At 42.5% G+C, this 18382-nt stretch carries 15 protein-coding genes, 2 tRNA genes and 2 rRNA genes; 5 read left to right on the forward strand and 14 right to left on the reverse strand.

Features of this window, described 5'->3' with window-relative positions; genetic code table 11:
* Positions 1-16: 16 nt before the first annotated feature.
* The 4 genes from CIK80_RS03955 (at position 17) to CIK80_RS03970 (ending at position 4071) form a co-directional block, all read left to right on the forward strand.
* Complete coding sequence (locus CIK80_RS03955; RefSeq protein ID WP_095568953.1) at positions 17-1348, forward strand: efflux RND transporter periplasmic adaptor subunit; 1332 nt, start codon at positions 17-19, stop codon at positions 1346-1348.
* A 100-nt stretch (positions 1349-1448) separates the two neighbouring features.
* The gene (locus tag CIK80_RS03960) at positions 1449-3446 is read left to right on the forward strand and encodes a MacB family efflux pump subunit (protein WP_095568954.1); all 1998 of its coding nucleotides are present in this window, start codon (positions 1449-1451) and stop codon (positions 3444-3446) included.
* A gap of 324 nt (positions 3447-3770) precedes the next feature.
* Positions 3771-3846, forward strand: a tRNA-Lys gene (locus CIK80_RS03965).
* A 149-nt stretch (positions 3847-3995) separates the two neighbouring features.
* Positions 3996-4071, forward strand: a tRNA-Lys gene (locus tag CIK80_RS03970).
* A 58-nt stretch (positions 4072-4129) separates the two neighbouring features.
* On the opposite strand, the gene CIK80_RS03975 is transcribed toward CIK80_RS03970, so the two are convergent.
* Both CIK80_RS03975 and CIK80_RS03980 read right to left on the reverse strand, forming a co-directional pair.
* Positions 4130-4915, reverse strand: coding sequence for an MBL fold metallo-hydrolase (locus tag CIK80_RS03975; RefSeq protein WP_095568955.1), 786 nt, complete (start codon positions 4913-4915; stop codon positions 4130-4132).
* A 286-nt stretch (positions 4916-5201) separates the two neighbouring features.
* Positions 5202-7289: a catalase gene (locus tag CIK80_RS03980; protein WP_095568956.1), complete on the reverse strand. Its 2088-nt coding sequence runs from the start codon at positions 7287-7289 to the stop codon at positions 5202-5204.
* Positions 7290-7718: 429 nt separating this feature from the next.
* Between CIK80_RS03980 and CIK80_RS03985 the strand changes: the two genes are divergently transcribed.
* On the forward strand, positions 7719-8510 hold the full coding sequence (locus CIK80_RS03985) for a dienelactone hydrolase family protein (RefSeq protein WP_095568957.1): 792 nt from the start codon (positions 7719-7721) through the stop codon (positions 8508-8510).
* 144 nt (positions 8511-8654) lie between these two features.
* On the opposite strand, the gene CIK80_RS03990 is transcribed toward CIK80_RS03985, so the two are convergent.
* The 12 genes from CIK80_RS03990 to CIK80_RS04045 form a co-directional block, all read right to left on the reverse strand.
* Positions 8655-9299, reverse strand: a complete 645-nt coding sequence (locus CIK80_RS03990; RefSeq protein WP_179288319.1) for a DUF938 domain-containing protein — start codon at positions 9297-9299, stop codon at positions 8655-8657.
* A 57-nt stretch (positions 9300-9356) separates the two neighbouring features.
* Complete coding sequence (locus CIK80_RS03995) at positions 9357-9821, reverse strand: flavodoxin (protein WP_095568958.1); 465 nt, start codon at positions 9819-9821, stop codon at positions 9357-9359.
* A gap of 9 nt (positions 9822-9830) precedes the next feature.
* The gene (locus tag CIK80_RS04000) at positions 9831-10247 is read right to left on the reverse strand and encodes an OsmC family protein (protein ID WP_095568959.1); all 417 of its coding nucleotides are present in this window, start codon (positions 10245-10247) and stop codon (positions 9831-9833) included.
* Positions 10248-10392: 145 nt separating this feature from the next.
* Positions 10393-11142: an SLATT domain-containing protein gene (locus CIK80_RS04005; RefSeq protein ID WP_143516779.1), complete on the reverse strand. Its 750-nt coding sequence runs from the start codon at positions 11140-11142 to the stop codon at positions 10393-10395.
* A gap of 119 nt (positions 11143-11261) precedes the next feature.
* Complete coding sequence (locus CIK80_RS04010) at positions 11262-12095, reverse strand: Shedu immune nuclease family protein (protein ID WP_095568960.1); 834 nt, start codon at positions 12093-12095, stop codon at positions 11262-11264.
* 418 nt (positions 12096-12513) lie between these two features.
* A complete protein-coding gene (locus CIK80_RS15410) occupies positions 12514-12678 on the reverse strand; it encodes an SDR family NAD(P)-dependent oxidoreductase (RefSeq protein WP_257011680.1) in 165 nt (54 codons plus the stop codon).
* A gap of 92 nt (positions 12679-12770) precedes the next feature.
* On the reverse strand, positions 12771-13115 hold the full coding sequence (locus CIK80_RS04020; protein ID WP_095568961.1) for a lactoylglutathione lyase: 345 nt from the start codon (positions 13113-13115) through the stop codon (positions 12771-12773).
* An 86-nt stretch (positions 13116-13201) separates the two neighbouring features.
* A complete protein-coding gene (locus CIK80_RS04025; RefSeq protein ID WP_095568962.1) occupies positions 13202-13735 on the reverse strand; it encodes a (d)CMP kinase in 534 nt (177 codons plus the stop codon).
* A gap of 105 nt (positions 13736-13840) precedes the next feature.
* Entirely contained in the window at positions 13841-14230 is a 390-nt protein-coding gene (locus tag CIK80_RS04030) for a DoxX-like family protein (RefSeq protein ID WP_095568963.1), read from the reverse strand.
* Complete coding sequence (locus CIK80_RS04035; RefSeq protein WP_095568964.1) at positions 14217-14657, reverse strand: thiol-disulfide oxidoreductase DCC family protein; 441 nt, start codon at positions 14655-14657, stop codon at positions 14217-14219. The genes CIK80_RS04030 and CIK80_RS04035 overlap by 14 nt, the downstream gene beginning before the upstream one ends.
* Positions 14658-14966: 309 nt before the next feature.
* A 5S ribosomal RNA gene (gene rrf, locus CIK80_RS04040) occupies positions 14967-15080 on the reverse strand.
* A 161-nt stretch (positions 15081-15241) separates the two neighbouring features.
* A 23S ribosomal RNA gene (locus CIK80_RS04045) occupies positions 15242-18096 on the reverse strand.
* Between the last annotated feature and the right edge of the window lie 286 nt (positions 18097-18382).

An 18382-nucleotide genomic window follows, 5' to 3' on the forward strand; every position in this document is an offset into this window, starting at 1 on the left:
TGATTGGACTGTTGTTATGCGCAAAATGAGCAAAAAATCTGCTATTAAATGGGGGGTTATCGCCTTAGTTGTCATAGCACTCGCGGCCTTGGCTTATCATTTCTTAAAACCAAAAGAAACCACGCCTAATTATTTAACAGCGACAGCTGAGATCGGTGACATTGAAAACAATGTCATGGCGTCTGGTAAAGTCAAAGCCCTGAACACGGTTGATGTTGGTGCTCAGGTTTCAGGTGAAGTAAAACGCCTTTATGTTGACGTTGGTGATGAGGTACAGCAAGGCGATTTGATTGCCCAAATCGATCAAGTCACGCAAAAGAACAATCTAAGTAACGAGCAAGCCAGTCTTGAACAAAGTGTGGCCGCGATACAAAGCGCCAAAGCCGAATCTTTGAGCAGACAAGCCAGCCTAAAAAGTGCTTATGCCGATCTTGCCAGCCGTCAGTCTGAGCTCAAGCAAGCGCAGTCAGATTTTACCCGTTTAAAATCGTTGGTCGCCATTAACGCGATTTCTCAGCAAGAGTATGACACTCAAGCAACCAGCGTAGAGACAGCCAAGGCTGCGGTAGCCAATGCCCTTGCTGCCATCGACACTGCCAAAGCTGCGATTGCAACGACTGAGGCCAATATCAACAGCCAAGAAGCGGCATTGCGCAAATCACAGACCAACGTCAATACGGCTGAAGAAGATCTTAGCTATACCACCATCCGTGCGCCTATGTCAGGAACCGTCGTATCGATTACCACAGAGCAAGGCACGACCGTTAACGCTAACCAAACTGCACCCACTATCGTGACATTGGCTGATTTGTCTACAGTGCGAATCAATGCTCAAATATCAGAAGCTGACGTCATCAACGTCAATGCCAGTATGCCTGTTTATTTTAATATCATTGGTAATCCGGATCAAAAATTCGACTCTGTCCTAAAGGCTGTCGAACCTGCTCCTGAAGTCATCAGTGACACCAGTTCAACCGACTCTGCTATTTATTATGTTGGTTATATCGAAGTGCCAAATACTGAACGACGTTTTCGTATTGATATGACAGCACAGGTTTATATTGTCATCGATCAAGCAAAAGACGCCCTTCTTATACCAGCAGCTGCCCTACAACCTGTCAGTAAAACCAATAAATCTCGTGACGCCAATACAGATCCAAATGCAAAAACGGCGATGGTACGCGTACTCAAAGCCGATGGTCAAGTAGTCGAGCAAACCGTAACAACAGGTATTAACAACCGCGTTAGCGTACAGATTTTAAGCGGTTTAAATCAAGGTGATGAAGTGATATTGGGCGAAGAAGGACAAAAAAAGGAACAAGGCGGTAGAGGCATGAGAGGGTTTTAATACTTAGACAAGCATTTGGTACCAATCTTCATCGCCAAGCATTTTATTGCTTTCGATAAGAGCAATTATATAAGCAGCATTGATATAGGCAGCATCGCAAATGAATACCAGAGAGTCCAGCCCTACTACCGCAGCAGATAACCCATTGATGCAGGTCAAAGGATTAATCAGAGAGTTCAAAGCTGGTGAACAAACCATTCGTGTGCTCCATGATATCGATCTGACCATCAACCAAGGTGAAATGGTTGCTATCATCGGTCAGTCGGGTTCAGGTAAGTCAACCCTGATGAATATCCTAGGCTGCTTAGATCAAGCGACTGCTGGTGAATATAAAATTTATGGTCAATCAGTCAGTCGCTTAGACGCTGATGAGTTGGCTAAGCTACGCCGCGAGCATTTTGGTTTTATTTTTCAGCGTTATCATTTGCTTGGCGATATCAGTGCTCGAGACAACGTATCTGTCCCTGCGGTATATGCTGGTATGGATGGACAAGCCCGTAGCGAGCGCGCTGAAAAATTATTAGCAGATTTGGGTTTGGGCGCAAAAGTGAATAACCGCCCTAACCAGCTCTCAGGTGGGCAGCAGCAACGTGTGTCGATCGCACGGGCGCTCATGAATGGCGGCGATATCATCTTAGCCGATGAGCCTACAGGCGCGCTTGATAGCAAGTCTGGCGAAGATGTGATGAAAATCTTATATGACCTAAACGCTCAAGGTCATACCATCATCATGGTAACTCATGACCCAGGCCTCGCTGCACAAGCTGAGCGTGTGATTGAGCTAAAAGATGGTTACGTGATTGCGGACTATAAAAACGATCACTATAAATCAACGACCACTCAACCCGCGCCTATATTAGACAACAACCGTAAGAGCGTTTTTAGCAGCTTTATCGATCGGCTGCTCGAAGCATTCAAAATGTCGCTGTTGGCCATGCGTGCCCATAAAATGCGTACCTTGCTCACCATGCTAGGTATTATTATTGGTATTGCTTCAGTGGTCTCTGTCGTGGGCTTAGGTAAAGGCTCACAAGAACAAATCCTGACCAATATTAGCTCGCTTGGTACCAATACGATCACTGTCCGTGATGGGTATCCTTATGGTGACCCAAGGCGACAATACAACGATGAGAATTTGACCCCGCAAGATGCTCAGGCCGTCGAAGATCAGCCCTACGTCATTAGTGTCAGCCCTCAGCTTGACGCCAATATGAACGTACGCTATCGCAACATACAGGAAGCTGCCAGCATCAGCGGTGTTGGACAAGATTATCTGAGCGTCAGTGGTGAGACATTGGCGCAAGGTCAGGGTTTTGATGGCCAAAGCATTCTACGTCGCACGCAAGACATCATTATTGACAATAATGCCAAAAATACTTTTTTCCCCAATGATGCGGATCCTATTGGTGAAGTGGTATTGATTGGTAGCGTACCAGGACGAGTGATTGGCGTGCTTGAACCCAACAACAGCGGGTTCGGCGGCGAGGTCGACACACCGACATTGTATATGCCTTATACCACCATGATGTCACGTATCAAAGGTAGCGATAATATTGAAAGTTTCGTCGCACTCATCGATGACAAGATATCTTCTTCGGCCGCTGAGTCTGCCATTTATCAGTTGATGGAAAGTCGCCACGGTACGGATGATTTTCGCATACGCAATTCAGACTCTATTCGCCAAACCATTGAGTCTACCACGACAGCCATGACGCTCTTGATATCCTCCATTGCCATTATCTCATTAGTGGTCGGCGGTATCGGCGTCATGAATATCATGCTGGTATCAGTGACCGAGCGTACCAATGAGATTGGTGTACGTATGGCCGTTGGCGCACGCCAAAGCGATATCATGCAGCAATTTCTGATCGAAGCCGTTTTGGTCTGTGTCTTAGGAGGACTGATTGGTATTGGAATGGCCTTTGCTATTGGCGAATTGATCAACCGTGTGGGTGGCGATAGTTTCAAAGTGATTTATTCAATGACCTCCATCATTGCGGCTTTTGTTTGCTCAACGCTCATTGGCGTGGTTTTTGGCTTCTTACCAGCACGTAATGCGGCAAAATTAGATCCTGTTGAAGCATTATCTAGAGATTAATGGTTAATCAAGAGCGTACTTTTTCTCAAAATGACAATCAGAACAGGCATTTTTATAAGTATTCCAGAAAAATAGCCCTTTTTACGCAAGAATTGCACTTTTTTTACGATGTGGGGTTGTAATTGTCAGAATTATATATATAATGTGCTCTCACGTTTAGGGATACAAATTCTCAAAACGGTGAAAGAAACTTAATGCCTCTTTTATTATTGACAGCTCAATACATAAAGAATTAAGTTTTGAGACATTTTTTAGATGTCTTGTTTTAATAAATTTGCCTCTAAGGAAATTTATCTTGCGAAGCTAAATTTTTAATGCTTCTCAGGGCCGATAGCTCAGTTGGTAGAGCAGTTGACTTTTAATCAATTGGTCCCGCGTTCGAGTCGCGGTCGGCCCACCATATTTAGTTTGATACTTATTAATTGTTCTGCCCTATCCGGTAGTTGATTAACGAGTTTAAGTTTAAAAGATATCGCTAAGATATCCAGTTTTAATAAATTTGCCTCTAAGGAAATTTATCTTGCGAAGCTAAATTTTTAATGCTTCTCAGGGCCGATAGCTCAGTTGGTAGAGCAGTTGACTTTTAATCAATTGGTCCCGCGTTCGAGTCGCGGTCGGCCCACCATATTTAGAGAGCCCTATGACTATATCGTCATGGGGCTTTTTTTTGACTTCATTTTTTATTACCTACGATTTTGTTTAAAAATATGACGGTCTCTATCTCTTCGCCATAGTAGTTTGTGCTTGATCGTGTCTTTGATCGTACGAGGATGTTTGGGCGCGCCAGCAATAAGCTTATCAAAAGTATCCTCATCTATCGCCATCTCACACCCATGTGCCATCATCACCATGGAAGGTTTTAAATCTTTGACTCTGGTCAATGACTGAATATAGACTTTAGGATCATAAATAGGAAACGGTGCCACAAATTTGTGACGCAGCTTAATAATCAAATCAGCGGTATATATTTGCCGACTTGGCATATGGAACAAAGACAAATCTCTATCTGTGTGCCCTGGCGTCTCTAGTACTTGCCATTCCTCAAACCTTGGCACGCAATCTTCATCTTTCACAGTGATGTCTGGTTTTAGGCTTGCTGGGTAATATAAGTTTTTAAATGAGCGCCCTTGACGCTTAGCCACATAATACGCAAGATTTATATCTATAAAGTGCATGGCACGTCCACCAATGCCGCCATACCACTGATGCTTTTTGTTAGAGGAAACAATGAGGCAACCCGTTTTTTCTCGGTACTTATTTGCCCCACCAGCATGATCAGGATGCATGTGTGTGACGACGACGACTTTTAAATCCGTGATCGGTCGTTTCAATGTCAATTTAATATAATCGAGAACCATTGGCACATCAGCACGGCAGCCACCGTCCAGCAGCATTATCTTGTCTGGATATATCGCAAGGTAGGTACTTTGAATATATCCTTCTAAACGTACAATCTTGCATAAACTCATTGCTATCCCTCACCTCCTTTATAATTATCATTATGAGGTTTTATTCAGTTTTATAGACGATCTTTAGTATAACGTCCGTCAACTCAAAAAAAACGACTTTGAGTGAACGCTTGTGACTATAGATATCCATCAGTAAAAGAGACGACCGTAAATAAAAACTTATAAAAACTAAACTTTCCATCTAATAACGGATTGATCTCTGCTCGTATAAAAGCAAAAACCCAGCACATAGGCTGGGTTTTTATATCAAAAGTATGTTTTATATATTCAAAGCTTATGCCTTCAATTATGCAAGGTCACGTACCTTTGGCTCACGCTCCCACAGACGAGTTTTAGCATTTTCGATAAAACCGTCAACATTGTCGAGCGGCGTTACAAACGCATCTTTTTCGATAGGCAGTTTGCTCAAAATGTGCTCTTCAGTCGCAGGGCAGTATGCAATCGCTTTGCAATGCGCATAAGCATCATTAAACCAGTCTAGTGCTGCGCTGTCTTTAGCCAGCTTTTTAGCGGGTGGATGCATGATGATACTTACTATCGCATCAAAGATGACTGACGGCGCGCCAGCCAAACGCTCATCCGTTTGAATGCGTGTACCGTTATCTAACGTCACTTCCTTATTAGGAGCAACGATTTTGACATTAGCACCAGCTGCACGGGCGGCTTTTTCAAACTTTTCAACTTCACTATGGCTAGAACCTTCAGCAACTAAAATACCGACCAAACGACCTTCCAAACTCTTAGGCGTGATACCAATGGTTTGAACGGCTTTAGACGTCTCTAAATCCTGTACAGGAGCGGCGGCATTAGCAGGCTCTGGAAGTTCCATACCAAGTGCTGTGGCCACACGATTGGCCAAATCTTCATCGATATGACGTAGATGGCTTAGCGTACGAGTGCGTACATGCGCAGTATCCACTTTACCTAGCTCAAACGCATAGGCAGAAGCAATGTGTGCCTGTCCTGTCGCCGTCTGGCTGCGATAGAACATACGTGGCTGGCTATAGTGATCAGCAAAGCTTTCTGCTCTGATGCGACCTTTTACGCCATCATCCAAGCGTTCTTGGAATGAAGCAAATCCGCGTTTGGCGCTTTCACGTGGACGCGTTGGATCAAGACTTTGTGGCTCATACATCACGCGCGTTTTAGGCACTTGCATTTGCATATGACCATCTTGCTGATTGTTCGCAAATGGGCATTTTGGTGCATTAATTGGGATTTGGGCAAAGTTTGGTGAGCCTAAACGTGACAATTGCGTGTCTAGATAACTAAATAGACGCCCTTGTAGTAAAGGATCGTTACTATAATCGATACCAGGTACGACGTGCGATGGACAGAACGCCACTTGCTCAGTTTCTGCAAAGAAATTATCTACATTGCGATTCAAGACCATTTTACCAATGATTTTTACTGGTACTAGCTCTTCTGGAATAAGCTTGGTCGCATCTAAGTGATCGAATGGAAAGTTATCTGCTTCTTCTTCCGTAAATAACTGAACACCAAATTCCCATTCAGGATACATCTCGTTATCAATGGACTCAAACAAGTCGCGGCGATGATAATCAGGATCCGCGCCAGAGATTTTTACTGCTTCATCCCATGTGGTCGATTGTACACCCAGTACTGGTTTCCAATGAAAACGGACGAACGTGCTCTTGCCGTCTTTATCAATCAAACGATAGCTGTGAATACCAAAACCTTCCATCATGCGTAGGCTACGTGGCAGACCACGATCACTCATGAGCCAAATCAGGTTGTGCATGGTTTCAGGGCTTAAAGACACAAAATCCCAAAAAGTATCATGGGCAGACGCCGCTTGCGGAAATCCGCGATCTGGCTCAGGCTTAACCGCATGAATCAAATCTGGAAATTTAATCGCATCTTGAATAAAGAAGATTGGCATGTTGTTACCAACGATGTCCCAGTTACCTTCTTCGGTATATACTTTGACAGAAAATCCACGTACATCGCGTGGTGTATCTTTTGAGCCTTTATTACCCGCAACGGTCGAGAAGCGCGTAAAAAGTGGCGTCTGTTTACCAGTTTCAGTCAAAATTTTGGCTGTCGTATACGCTTCTAACGATTCGGTCAGCTCAAAATAACCATGCGCCGCACTACCGCGAGCATGAACAATACGCTCAGGGATACGCTCGTGGTCAAAATGATTGATTTTTTCGCGTAGTACAAAATCTTCTAACAACGTAGGTCCACGTGAACCTGCTTTTAGAGAATTTTGATTGTCAGAGATAGGCACGCCTTGCTGCGTTGTCAATACCTTAGTATCGTCGCCTGCGCGCTGATGGGTTTCACCACCGTTACCACGTTCAGAATTCATGTCTTTGGCTGGGTCGGTATGATCGATATTATTATTCATAAAACATCCTAGCTAATGAGTAAAATAGTCTTTTTTAGACCATTAAAAGTGTGCTTACACAGGTTTAGTATCCATTGAGATAATGCTGACTTCATCTGTCGATTATTTATCTGTGTGTTTGTATAACCGATTATCAAATAATATAAAGAAATAAAAAATATAAAGGAATAAAAGGCATACGGGTTATCTTACCCAAAAACTAAGTTGCGTATATGGTGAACCTTGTTGATGTTTGGTTAAAGTATGCGTTCAGAAAGTTCTACAAACCCCATATTTAATACGAGCAGTAACGTTAACAATCCAATCTTGTAATGTAGTTATTCTTTAAGGTATGCTTTTATGACGTTCCAAAATTATCGATAAATGATAGTGGCATGGTGTTTAGCCATCTCTTTATCGCCTTCTCATACAACTATAAGGCTATCTACTATGCTACCAACATCAAATATCTTATCCAAAAAACCTTATCGCTCATTGCTAGTAGGTGCGTCAATGTGCGTCATGGCATTGACATTTAGTCAGACGGCAGCTGCCATCACGACCAAGAACGTTACTTATACCGTCGATGACCAAGCCTATGAAGGCTATTACGCCAAAGCCGACAAGCCCAATGCCCCTTTTATCTTACTGATTCATGATTGGGACGGCCTCACAGACTATGAGCGTAAGCGCGCTGATATGTTAGCGAATGAGGGCTATAACGTCCTCGCCGCAGATATGTTTGGGCAAGGCATTCGCCCTACGTCCGTTGAAGAAAATAAGCGCCTAACGGGTGCCCTATATGATGATCGCAGTAAAATGCGCCGCATACTAGAAGGTGCGTTGAATGCAGGTCGCTTGCAAGGAAATGATGTGCGTGAAGGCGTTACCATGGGATACTGTTTTGGGGGTACGGTTGCTTTAGAGTTAGCTCGTTCAGGCTTCCCGCAGAAAGCCTTCGTGCCTTTCCACGGTGCTTTTGATATCCCAACGGGACAGAACTATGATAAAACCACAGGAGAAATCTTAGTATTCCACGGCTCTGCCGATGAGTCCGTTTCGCTAGAGAGTTTTGCTACTTTGGGCAAAACGTTAGAAGCGGCCAAAGTACCTCATGAGATGGTGACCTACAGCGGCGCGCCACACGCCTTTAGCGTGTTTGGAAGTGATCGTTACGATGCGCGTGCTGATGAACGTTCTTGGAAACGTTATTTAGATTTTTTAGCCAACGAATATAAATAGCGCAAATCATCTATACGAAGACCTTATGCATAAAACCATCGTATTCAAAAGGCTGTAGTTGTCGTATAAAAAGCACTGTATAAAGAACCAAGATAGATCACCTTATTCTGTCTTGGTCTTTATTTTTTAGAAGCGTGAATGGCTTCAATCTGCTTTGGTAAAGACCAATATTTGGTTGTTGGCAGGCAATGCATAAGTATTGCTTAGCTTCAGATCATGCTGGCTTGCTAACGTGACAATATCTTCTTTATGACGAATACCGCTTTTTGGATCGCGTTGACGCAGGCTTATATCAAATTGTTGATTGCTAGCACTCGTATAATGACCATTTTCGTTAAATGGGCCATAGACAATGAGTTTGCCACCTAAAGGTAAGGTATCACCTGCCAATGCAAATAAGCGCTCTACCAATGGCCACGCAATGATATGCAAAGTGTTAGCCGTAAAGAAGGCATCATATGGTGCGTTATTATCTGTATTGATAGGTACTGAATCACGAGACAGATCAAACGCCAATGGCGCATATAAATTGTTCGCAGGATACGCGGCATGCCATGCATGAATAGCAGTATGATTGACTAGAACATCACTGGTCTGCCATGTTAAGTGCGCGAGTCTTGGGGCAAAATACACGCTATGCTGACCCGTTCCAGAACCGACTTCCAACACGTGAGCCGTTTCTATCAACTCTTTTTGTAAAACAGATAAGATAGGTTGTTTGTTGTTTTCACAAGCTTGAGAAAACGGTAACGCCTCAGAGGGCATAAAATCAGTATTGCTATATATCATCGTATTTTCACTTCTTATATGACAAGTAGCACCATATGGATAATAAGGCTCATGATGCTAATAAATCCCAGCTTCTAGTCCCGCCGCAAGTGTCATCGCTAGCGTCTCTACTTGTTCAGTAAAGTCGTCCTGCCACTCGCCTTGTAGTATCAGCGCCTCTTGTATCCATGACCAGCGCAAACCTGTCGTAATCGTCTTCATCGCACGTTCAGTACCCGTGCCATCTTGCCCTGCTCGAATATATAAGGCAAACGGCAACCCTTGCTTCTCCTCTAACACAGGATAATAACAACGATCAAAAAAGTCTTTGGTCAATCCTGCCATATACGCAAGGTTCTCAGTCGTGCCCAGTAATAGCGCATCGGCAGCCAACACGTCTTCTGGCTGCGTATCTTGCGGCGACTTGATAATAACCTTGATGTCTATATCAGGATAATTGGCACCCTTGTAAGCAGCTTGCGCTAACTTTTCAGTATTGGGCGATGGTGCATGCGCGACGATTAATAAGGTTTTGGCAGCCATAGTTAGCCCTTAATCAAGCGGTTTTGCACATCTAAAAACGATATTTTGCGTGATATCAGGGTGTATACTGTTGGCGACTGGGCAAGTCAATGCGGTGTTATAAAAGATCGTTTGCGTTCTATCATCAAGCTCTCTGTTAAACGTCACGATGACATGTATTTCGCTCACGCGCCTTGGGTCGGCCGCCATGATTTTGGTCACTTCAGCCGTTGTTCCTGCGAGATCGATATCCATGTCGCGGGCTTTGATACCGATAATGGTCAGCATACAACTGGCCAAACTGGTCGCTAGCAAGTCAGTCGGTGAAAATGCCTCGCCCTTGCCTTGATTGTCGGTTGGCGCATCGGTGATGATTTCATTGTTTGATTGCAAATGAATGGCGGTGGTGCGCAAATCGCCTTGGTAGGTTACTTTTGAGGTGGTCATAGGGTTCTCTTTAATGGTTATTATATTTACTGAATAAATATTTTGGCTTAGTCACTTTAAAAGATATTAATGTATAAACTTATCTTAGGAGCAAAAAATATACCCAAAATAGCCAATAATCTTTTATTATATTTAAAATAATTTATTACCCAGCCGTAATTGTGAAAATATTTTTAAAATAGCTCGTGACTTTCAACATATCTAAAATAAATAAAACTTCAAAAAGCATCATCGAAGTGGGAATCACATAAGGTATTAGATACATAGAATAAGACTTAATATACATTGAAAGCCTTTTTAGCCCAGTTATATCGAAATCAGTAGATGTATCTAATACGGCAAAAAGATGGTCAACCCTAGTATGGTTCTCTGGTTCAGAGGATATAATATGATACCTCTTATGATATTCTTCTAAATTAATAACTTGTCCACTTATCTTTGTGTCTGATATCACATTTCGGAGTTCGCGGATCAACTCTTTAATACTTATACCACAATCGTCTAAGGACTGGGCACGTAAGTCATATTTAGCTGTCGCATTAACAACTGAATACACAAGTACCGCAACAGCTAAGAATATTTGCAACATGCTTAGCACTTCTGTGCTGTAGGGAATAGGAAGACCCGAGTACTGATATAGTGGTATGAATATTAATCCTAACGATAGAATCGTAGTGGTCAAAAAAGAGTATTTGCTTATTCTTGTTAGTCTTACTGATGCATTAAATCGACATTTTGCGGTTATTCTCATACTATTCAATAATTTTTTAGCGGGATCTTCTTCTTCCTTTTCTTCTAGCTGAGTGGAAAATATCCATTGAAAAATTTTATTCCAATTTGAAGAAGATATGTCATCTCGTTTAGATAAATTGTTATCAGTTTTCAGTTCAGACATTTAGTCTTCCTAATGTCGATAATGGTATAGAAGCTAATTAAGGGAAAGAAAATTATTGGCTATAGTCGTTAAACGAGCCATAATTTTTCGCTCAACTTATGGTAGTTTTAAAGTTTATTCTACAGCTCAAGCATACAAGATAAACTAAAATTTTTCATAGTCTGCTTTCCATTTACAGCGAGTGATTTGCCTTGCTCCCACTCATCAATCTCATACCCTTTTAATTTAAAATACTCTTTTTGCTTTGAAGTTAGAATAAATTCGTCTTTACTGACATAGCTAAACAGCATCGTTGAATCTGTATGGGTATACTTAAACTTCATTTTATTTTTTGATAACGAAAGTATATCCTTCTTATATCTCTCTGAATTTCTGTAATAGTTAATAAGCGTGTCATAAGTCATAATATCGATACCAGTCTCTTTTCGAAGACGATTTAATATTTTAATTCTTTCAGGTGACTCGTTCTTTTCCTCAGATCGTCCAATTATTAACTGATAATTAAATTCAACTGGATTTCTTCTCATTACAATTGGATAGAAAATAGGGTTAAGCCTACGCATAACTTCACATTTATTTTCTTCTATAAAAACCTGCCATGACCTAACTTGAGCGATAGCTTTATTGAAATCAGAAGAGGTATCCACCTGCTTCTTATTATTTGTGAACATCTTTTTGTCAGGGGCTTCTAATTCGACAAAGGTCACTCTCCATGTATCAGAACTTTTTGTTAGGTAAACATAATCGGTTTCTAAAGATGTATCTAAAGGAAATTTTGATACTACTAATCCAAAATGAAGATGATGGTTTAACAAGTTAGGTGTAGGGATTAATTCTGGATTCCTTTCCATGAACTCATGTACTACTAACTCTTTCTTTTTTCCTTCAGAAGCAGGAGACTCTAAAATAGTGATGAACGCTTGTTCTAACTTTTTATCGAACTCTAATTTCATATAGAAACTTCCCTCAAAGCAACCAATGTATAATTTAACTTTTAGAAATTAAAATACTTAAACCAATAAAATCTCAAAAATGTATTCTTTTAAATCTATATATCTTTTGATAGCTAACATGCATTAAATATCTGAAAAACTTACAAAATCTTCGCTCCTGTACGTTAATACAGAGAGGAGCACTTATAATAGAAAGCTTACAACGATCTATTCTCACACAGACTAGACAAAAAGCACTATATATTTAAGATTTACTTTCAAACCATTTACTCCACCTACAAACCACCTGTGATATCTAAGAAATTCCCAGTCGAAAAGGAAGATTTATCTGACGCCAGCCAATATATGGCTTCAGCAACTTCCTCAGGTTGCCCGCCTTTTTGCAGTGGAATCACCGTCTGTAATCGCTCTACTCACTCTATCCACCATCAGCAGTGGTCATCTCAGCCAGTTTGTTGGCTGCTTCCGAATTAGATTTATAATTGATAGCGACCGCATAACCTTGCTTGGTAAACAGCTTCGCTGTGGCAGCACCAATACCTCGACCACCACCTGTGATGAGTGCCACTCTTTGAATACTCATACATCTATCCTTGATATACACATCTAAAATAATACCTACAAAGAGAGCTAGCTTGGAGCACTGCTCAAAACCTATCTTCGCAGAACTTATTATTAACGATCAAACTCAGTAATATGTAGCAGCTCACCCGCGGGTCCCCATAAGTAAAATACCTTACCCCACGCCTCTTGCTGAACAGGCATGATTCTTGTCTTATGTTCTGAGCTTGAGCACACATCGAATGCTTCTTCGATATCTGAGACGCAAATCTGTATCATAAAATTATCTGCCAGTTCTTGATTATAAAAACGTTGCAAATATAAAGAATACGATCCACTTTGAAAAAGGGTTAAATCATTGGTTACGAACTCAGGCTTAAAGCCAATTTCCGAATAAAACGATTTTGAGATTTCATAGTCCTTACTTGGCACAAACACTTTTATATCAGTTACATTCATAATCATTTCCAAAAGTAGTTAAAGCGGTATTAAAACTCTTACTAATAGTAGCGCTAAATATGAAATAAACCCGACTAAACTTACTGCTATAGATTTAACTCATCTATAAATTTCTTAGCCATTTTTGGACTTGTCAATCTTACAAATTCTATATAATTATATTTAGGATCATTGAACATCTCAGTATAACGGACACGGTTGCGCTTATATGTTTTTAACGTCCAAATGATGATTGAATCACGACTAAAAAATGATTTACGGAACGTTTCAATATTTCCAGTGTCATCCCAAAGCTCAGTTTTCGTTATTGAGCGAATAAAGGCACGTTTGATTGCTTGATAGACCGTACGAGGAAACGAATAATCTATCCATATAACCTGATCAATATCTGCCCGTTTTATATCAACCGTCCTATTATAATTGCCATCGAGAACCCATCTTTCTTGCGACAAAGCACTGTCAAGCTTGGCAAAGAATTCTACATCGCTAGACTCTTGCCAATTGGGCTTCCAGAACATCGCATCCATTTCAAGATACGGATAGTCCAATCTTGTCGCTAACATACGGCTAAAAGTAGATTTTCCACTGCCACTCGTTCCAACCACATTAATCTTCTTCATAGCTTTGTGCCTAAGATATTACCTAAATCTATAATAATAAGCTAAATAAGGGTCTACTCAAACTTTATGCAGAAGAAACCAAACGAACGATACGTTATCTATTTTTTAAACCTTCTTACCTTCATGCATAAACCATACCAAATAACAAAAACCCAGCCCCAACATATTGGTTGTAACAGGGTTAAAGGCCTCAACTAAATACTCTGGGCTGACAAAACCTACAAAGAGTAGTAGCAGCAGTAAAACGACCACTGCCATATAAAGTGGAATAATAGATTTCCGAAAAAATAGGATTGAGCTACCTAAGAGTACCTCACCAATACCAGATAATAGAGAAACTACATTGGCAGGAATATCGAGACCACTTAAAGAAACCAAATGGGTTTCAACCGGACTTAACCAAAGTATCTTGGGCACTAAGCCATGATAAATAAATAAGAAGCCGAATGATAATCTGCTGATAAATGAGACATGAGTAAGCTTAGAGCTTTGCATTTAAAAAGCGCGTCTTATGTTCTGGTGATGGTAGAGTGCAGTAGTCATACTTACCAAAAAGACTGTAACGGTTTAGGGCAACACGGTCATACATCCAATCACGTACTGGTCTTGGAATAATGCTAAAAATACAAGTCGTTTTCCATGGGTAGCCCAGCTTCGCCATTACTTGAAAAAAAGCATCACTTTTTTGGAATGACTGATTACCTTCTACGTAAAGCATCGTCTCATAAGAATCGATAGGTAGGCCAAAATGAAGCAGTATTGCTTGACCCTCTTCCGACTGTACGCTACATAACTTAAAGAGACGGTGCTTGTCATGTTTGATAATAAAGTTACTCCATGCATTGCACAACTTGCAAACACCATCGAAGAGTATGACTTTATCTGAAGCGCTGATATAAGGAGGGAGTTTGTCTGTATTCATGGTTTGGCTCTTTGAAATGATAATATATCATTAATCAAAGTTAGCACTAATCTCCCAGAGCAACAATATAAATATAATCTTTGAATCAACTTTATTCAATTAATAACTGAATATCTGAAAGACTGATAATAAACAAAGCATAAGATAAAGACATGCTAAATATCAGCATAATGAAAGCAACCATATGAAATATGAATAGTAAGTAGAACGAATATAATTGGCAGCAAGTGTAAAGCGCAGAATTATCAGAATTACAGTCAAAGAAAAGCCCCCTTCGCGTTAGCGAAGGGGGCTTTATCTAGAATAGAGAGCTGACGATGACCTACTCTCACATGGGCGAACCACACTACCATTGGCGCTACGATGTTTCACTTCTGAGTTCGAGAAGGGATCAGGTGGTTCCATCGTGCTATTGTCGTCAGCAAAGGGGGTTAGATATGAGTCTGTTTGTGTGACTTTGATAAGTACCACATAACCTAACTGAATCAAGGTTAACGGTGATATCGAAATGTTCTTTCTTATTCTAAAGCTTTCGCTTTACAAGATAGATTAATTAGACTTGATACAAACCACTTGGGTGTTGTATGGTCAAGCCAAACGAGCAATTAGTACAGGTTAGCTACACGCATCGCTGCGCTTCCACACCCTGCCTATCAACGTCCTAGTCTTGAACGGCTCTTTAGGGAAATCTAATCTTGAGGTGGGCTTCCCGCTTAGATGCTTTCAGCGGTTATCCCATCCGAACGTAGCTACCGGGCAATGCCACTGGCGTGACAACCCGAACACCAGAGGTTCGTCCACTCTGGTCCTCTCGTACTAGGAGCAGATCCTCTCAAATTTCCAACGCCCACGGTAGATAGGGACCGAACTGTCTCACGACGTTCTAAACCCAGCTCGCGTACCTCTTTAAATGGCGAACAGCCATACCCTTAGGACCTGCTTCAGCCCTAGGATGAGATGAGCCGACATCGAGGTGCCAAACACCGCCGTCGATATGAACTCTTGGGCGGTATCAGCCTGTTATCCCCAGAGTACCTTTTATCCGTTGAGCGATGGCCCTTCCATACAGAACCACCGGATCACTAAGACCTACTTTCGTACCTGCTCGACTTGTGGGTCTCGCAGTTAAGCGCGCTTTTGCCTTTATACTCTACGACCGATTTCCGACCGGTCTGAGCGCACCTTCGTACTCCTCCGTTACTCTTTAGGAGGAGACCGCCCCAGTCAAACTACCCACCATACATTGTCCTCGGTATTGTTATACCTGAGTTAGAACCCCAACATGACCAGGGTGGTATTTCAAGATTGGCTCCACCAAGACTAGCGTCTCGGCTTCAAAGCCTCCCACCTATCCTGCACAAGTCAGGTCAAAGTTCAATGTAAAGCTGTAGTAAAGGTTCACGGGGTCTTTCCGTCTAGCCGCGGGTACACAGCATCTTCACTGCGATTTCGATTTCACTGAGTCTCTGCTGGAGACAGCGCTGCCATCATTATGTCATTCGTGCAGGTCGGAACTTACCCGACAAGGAATTTCGCTACCTTAGGACCGTTATAGTTACGGCCGCCGTTTACTGGGGCTTCGATCAAGAGCTTCGCTTACGCTAACCCCATCAATTAACCTTCCAGCACCGGGCAGACATCACACCCTATACGTCCACTTTCGTGTTTGCAGAGTGCTGTGTTTTTAATAAACAGTTGCAGCAGCCTGGTATCTGCGACTGCCAATAGCTTACGGAGCAAGTCCTTCACCATCAGCAGCGTACCTTCTCCCGAAGTTACGGTACCATTTTGCCTAGTTCCTTCAGCAGAGTTCTCTCAAGCGCCTTGGTATTCTCTACCTGATCACCTGTGTCGGTTTAGGGTACGATTCGTTTATGACTATCGCTTAGAAGCTTTTCCTGGAAGCATGGTATTTGCCACTTCGCTGTACAAGTACAGCTTGCTATCAGATCTCGGTATAAAATAGCCCGGATTTACCTAAGCTATAAACCTACATCCTTCCACCTGGACAACCATCGCCAGGCTGGCATAACCTTCTCCGTCCCTCCATCGCATCATAAACAAGTATCGGAATATTAACCGATTTCCCATCGACTACGCCTTTCGGCCTCGCCTTAGGGGTCGACTCACCCAGCCCCGATTAACGTTGGACTGGAACCCTTGATCTTCCGGCGTGCGAGCTTTTCACTCGCATTATCGTTACTCACGTCAGCATTCGCTCTTGTGATACCTCCAGCATGCTTTACAACACACCTTCACAGGCTTACACAACGCTCCCCTACCACTTGAAAACAAATTCAAATCCGCAGCTTCGGCTCCTAGTTTGAGCCCCGTTACATCTTCCGCGCGGGCCGACTCGACTAGTGAGCTATTACGCTTTCTTTAAAGGATGGCTGCTTCTAAGCCAACCTCCTAGCTGTCTATGCCTTCCCACCTCGTTTCCCACTTAACTAGGAATTTGGGGCCTTAGCTGGCGGTCTGGGTTGTTTCCCTCTCCACAATGGACGTTAGCACCCACTGTGTGTCTCCCGGATATCACTCATCGGTATTCGGAGTTTGCATCGGTTTGGTAAGTCGGTATGACCCCCTAGCCGAAACAGTGCTCTACCCCCAATGGTGTTCGTCCGAGGCGCTACCTAAATAGCTTTCGGGGAGAACCAGCTATCACCGAGTTTGATTAGCCTTTCACCCCTATCCACAAGTCATCCCCTGGCTTTTCAACGACAGTGGGTTCGGTCCTCCGGTGCCTGTTACGGCACTTTCAACCTGCTCATGGATAGATCACTCGGTTTCGGGTCTATACCCTGCAACTAGACGCCCTATTAAGACTCGGTTTCCCTACGGCTCCCCTAAACGGTTAACCTTGCTACAGAATATAAGTCGCTGACCCATTATACAAAAGGTACGCGGTCACCCAACAAGTGGGCTCCCACTGCTTGTACGCACACGGTTTCAGGTTCTATTTCACTCCCCTCACAGGGGTTCTTTTCGCCTTTCCCTCACGGTACTGGTTCACTATCGGTCAGTCAGGAGTATTTAGCCTTGGAGGATGGTCCCCCCATCTTCAAACAGGATTTCTCGTGCCCCGCTCTACTTAATATGTTAATGCTAATGTTTCGAATACAGGACTATCACCTACTACGGTCAGCTTTCCCACGCTGTTCTTCTACATTAGTACTAATCGGCTTCTCCCCGTTCGCTCGCCGCTACTAGGGGAATCTCAATTGATGTCTATTCCTAAGGGTACTGAGATGTTTCACTTCCCCTCGTTCGCTTCCTAATAAATTAGGATACCTAGCTTATGCTAGGTGGGTTTCCCCATTCAGAAATCTCCGGATCACAGGATATTGCCGCCTCCCCGAAGCTTATCGCAGGCTGTCACGTCTTTCATCGCCTCTGACTGCCAAGGCATCCACCATGTGCGCTTCATTACTTGACCATACAACCCCAAGTAGTCTTTCGACTAAGTAGTGTCATACACTCTAATTAATGATAACGATATCACCTATGTTTACGCTTGATTCAGTTCTCTTATTTCTTTTTAGCAATCAACCCCTGGGATAACAACTGATGTCGTTAAAGAGCTGATTGCTAAGGTTAAGATGTGCGCGTGAACACGCTCATCCTAACCCAGACTCATATCTATGTTTTTAAATAGTCTCTATGCTCTCGTCGAGTCATAGATTTCCGTATAAAACAGAAAGAAGTAATCTTATTAAAATCAC

The sequence above is a fragment of the Psychrobacter sp. JB193 genome (assembly GCF_002285555.1).
Classification (GTDB): domain Bacteria; phylum Pseudomonadota; class Gammaproteobacteria; order Pseudomonadales; family Moraxellaceae; genus Psychrobacter; species Psychrobacter alimentarius.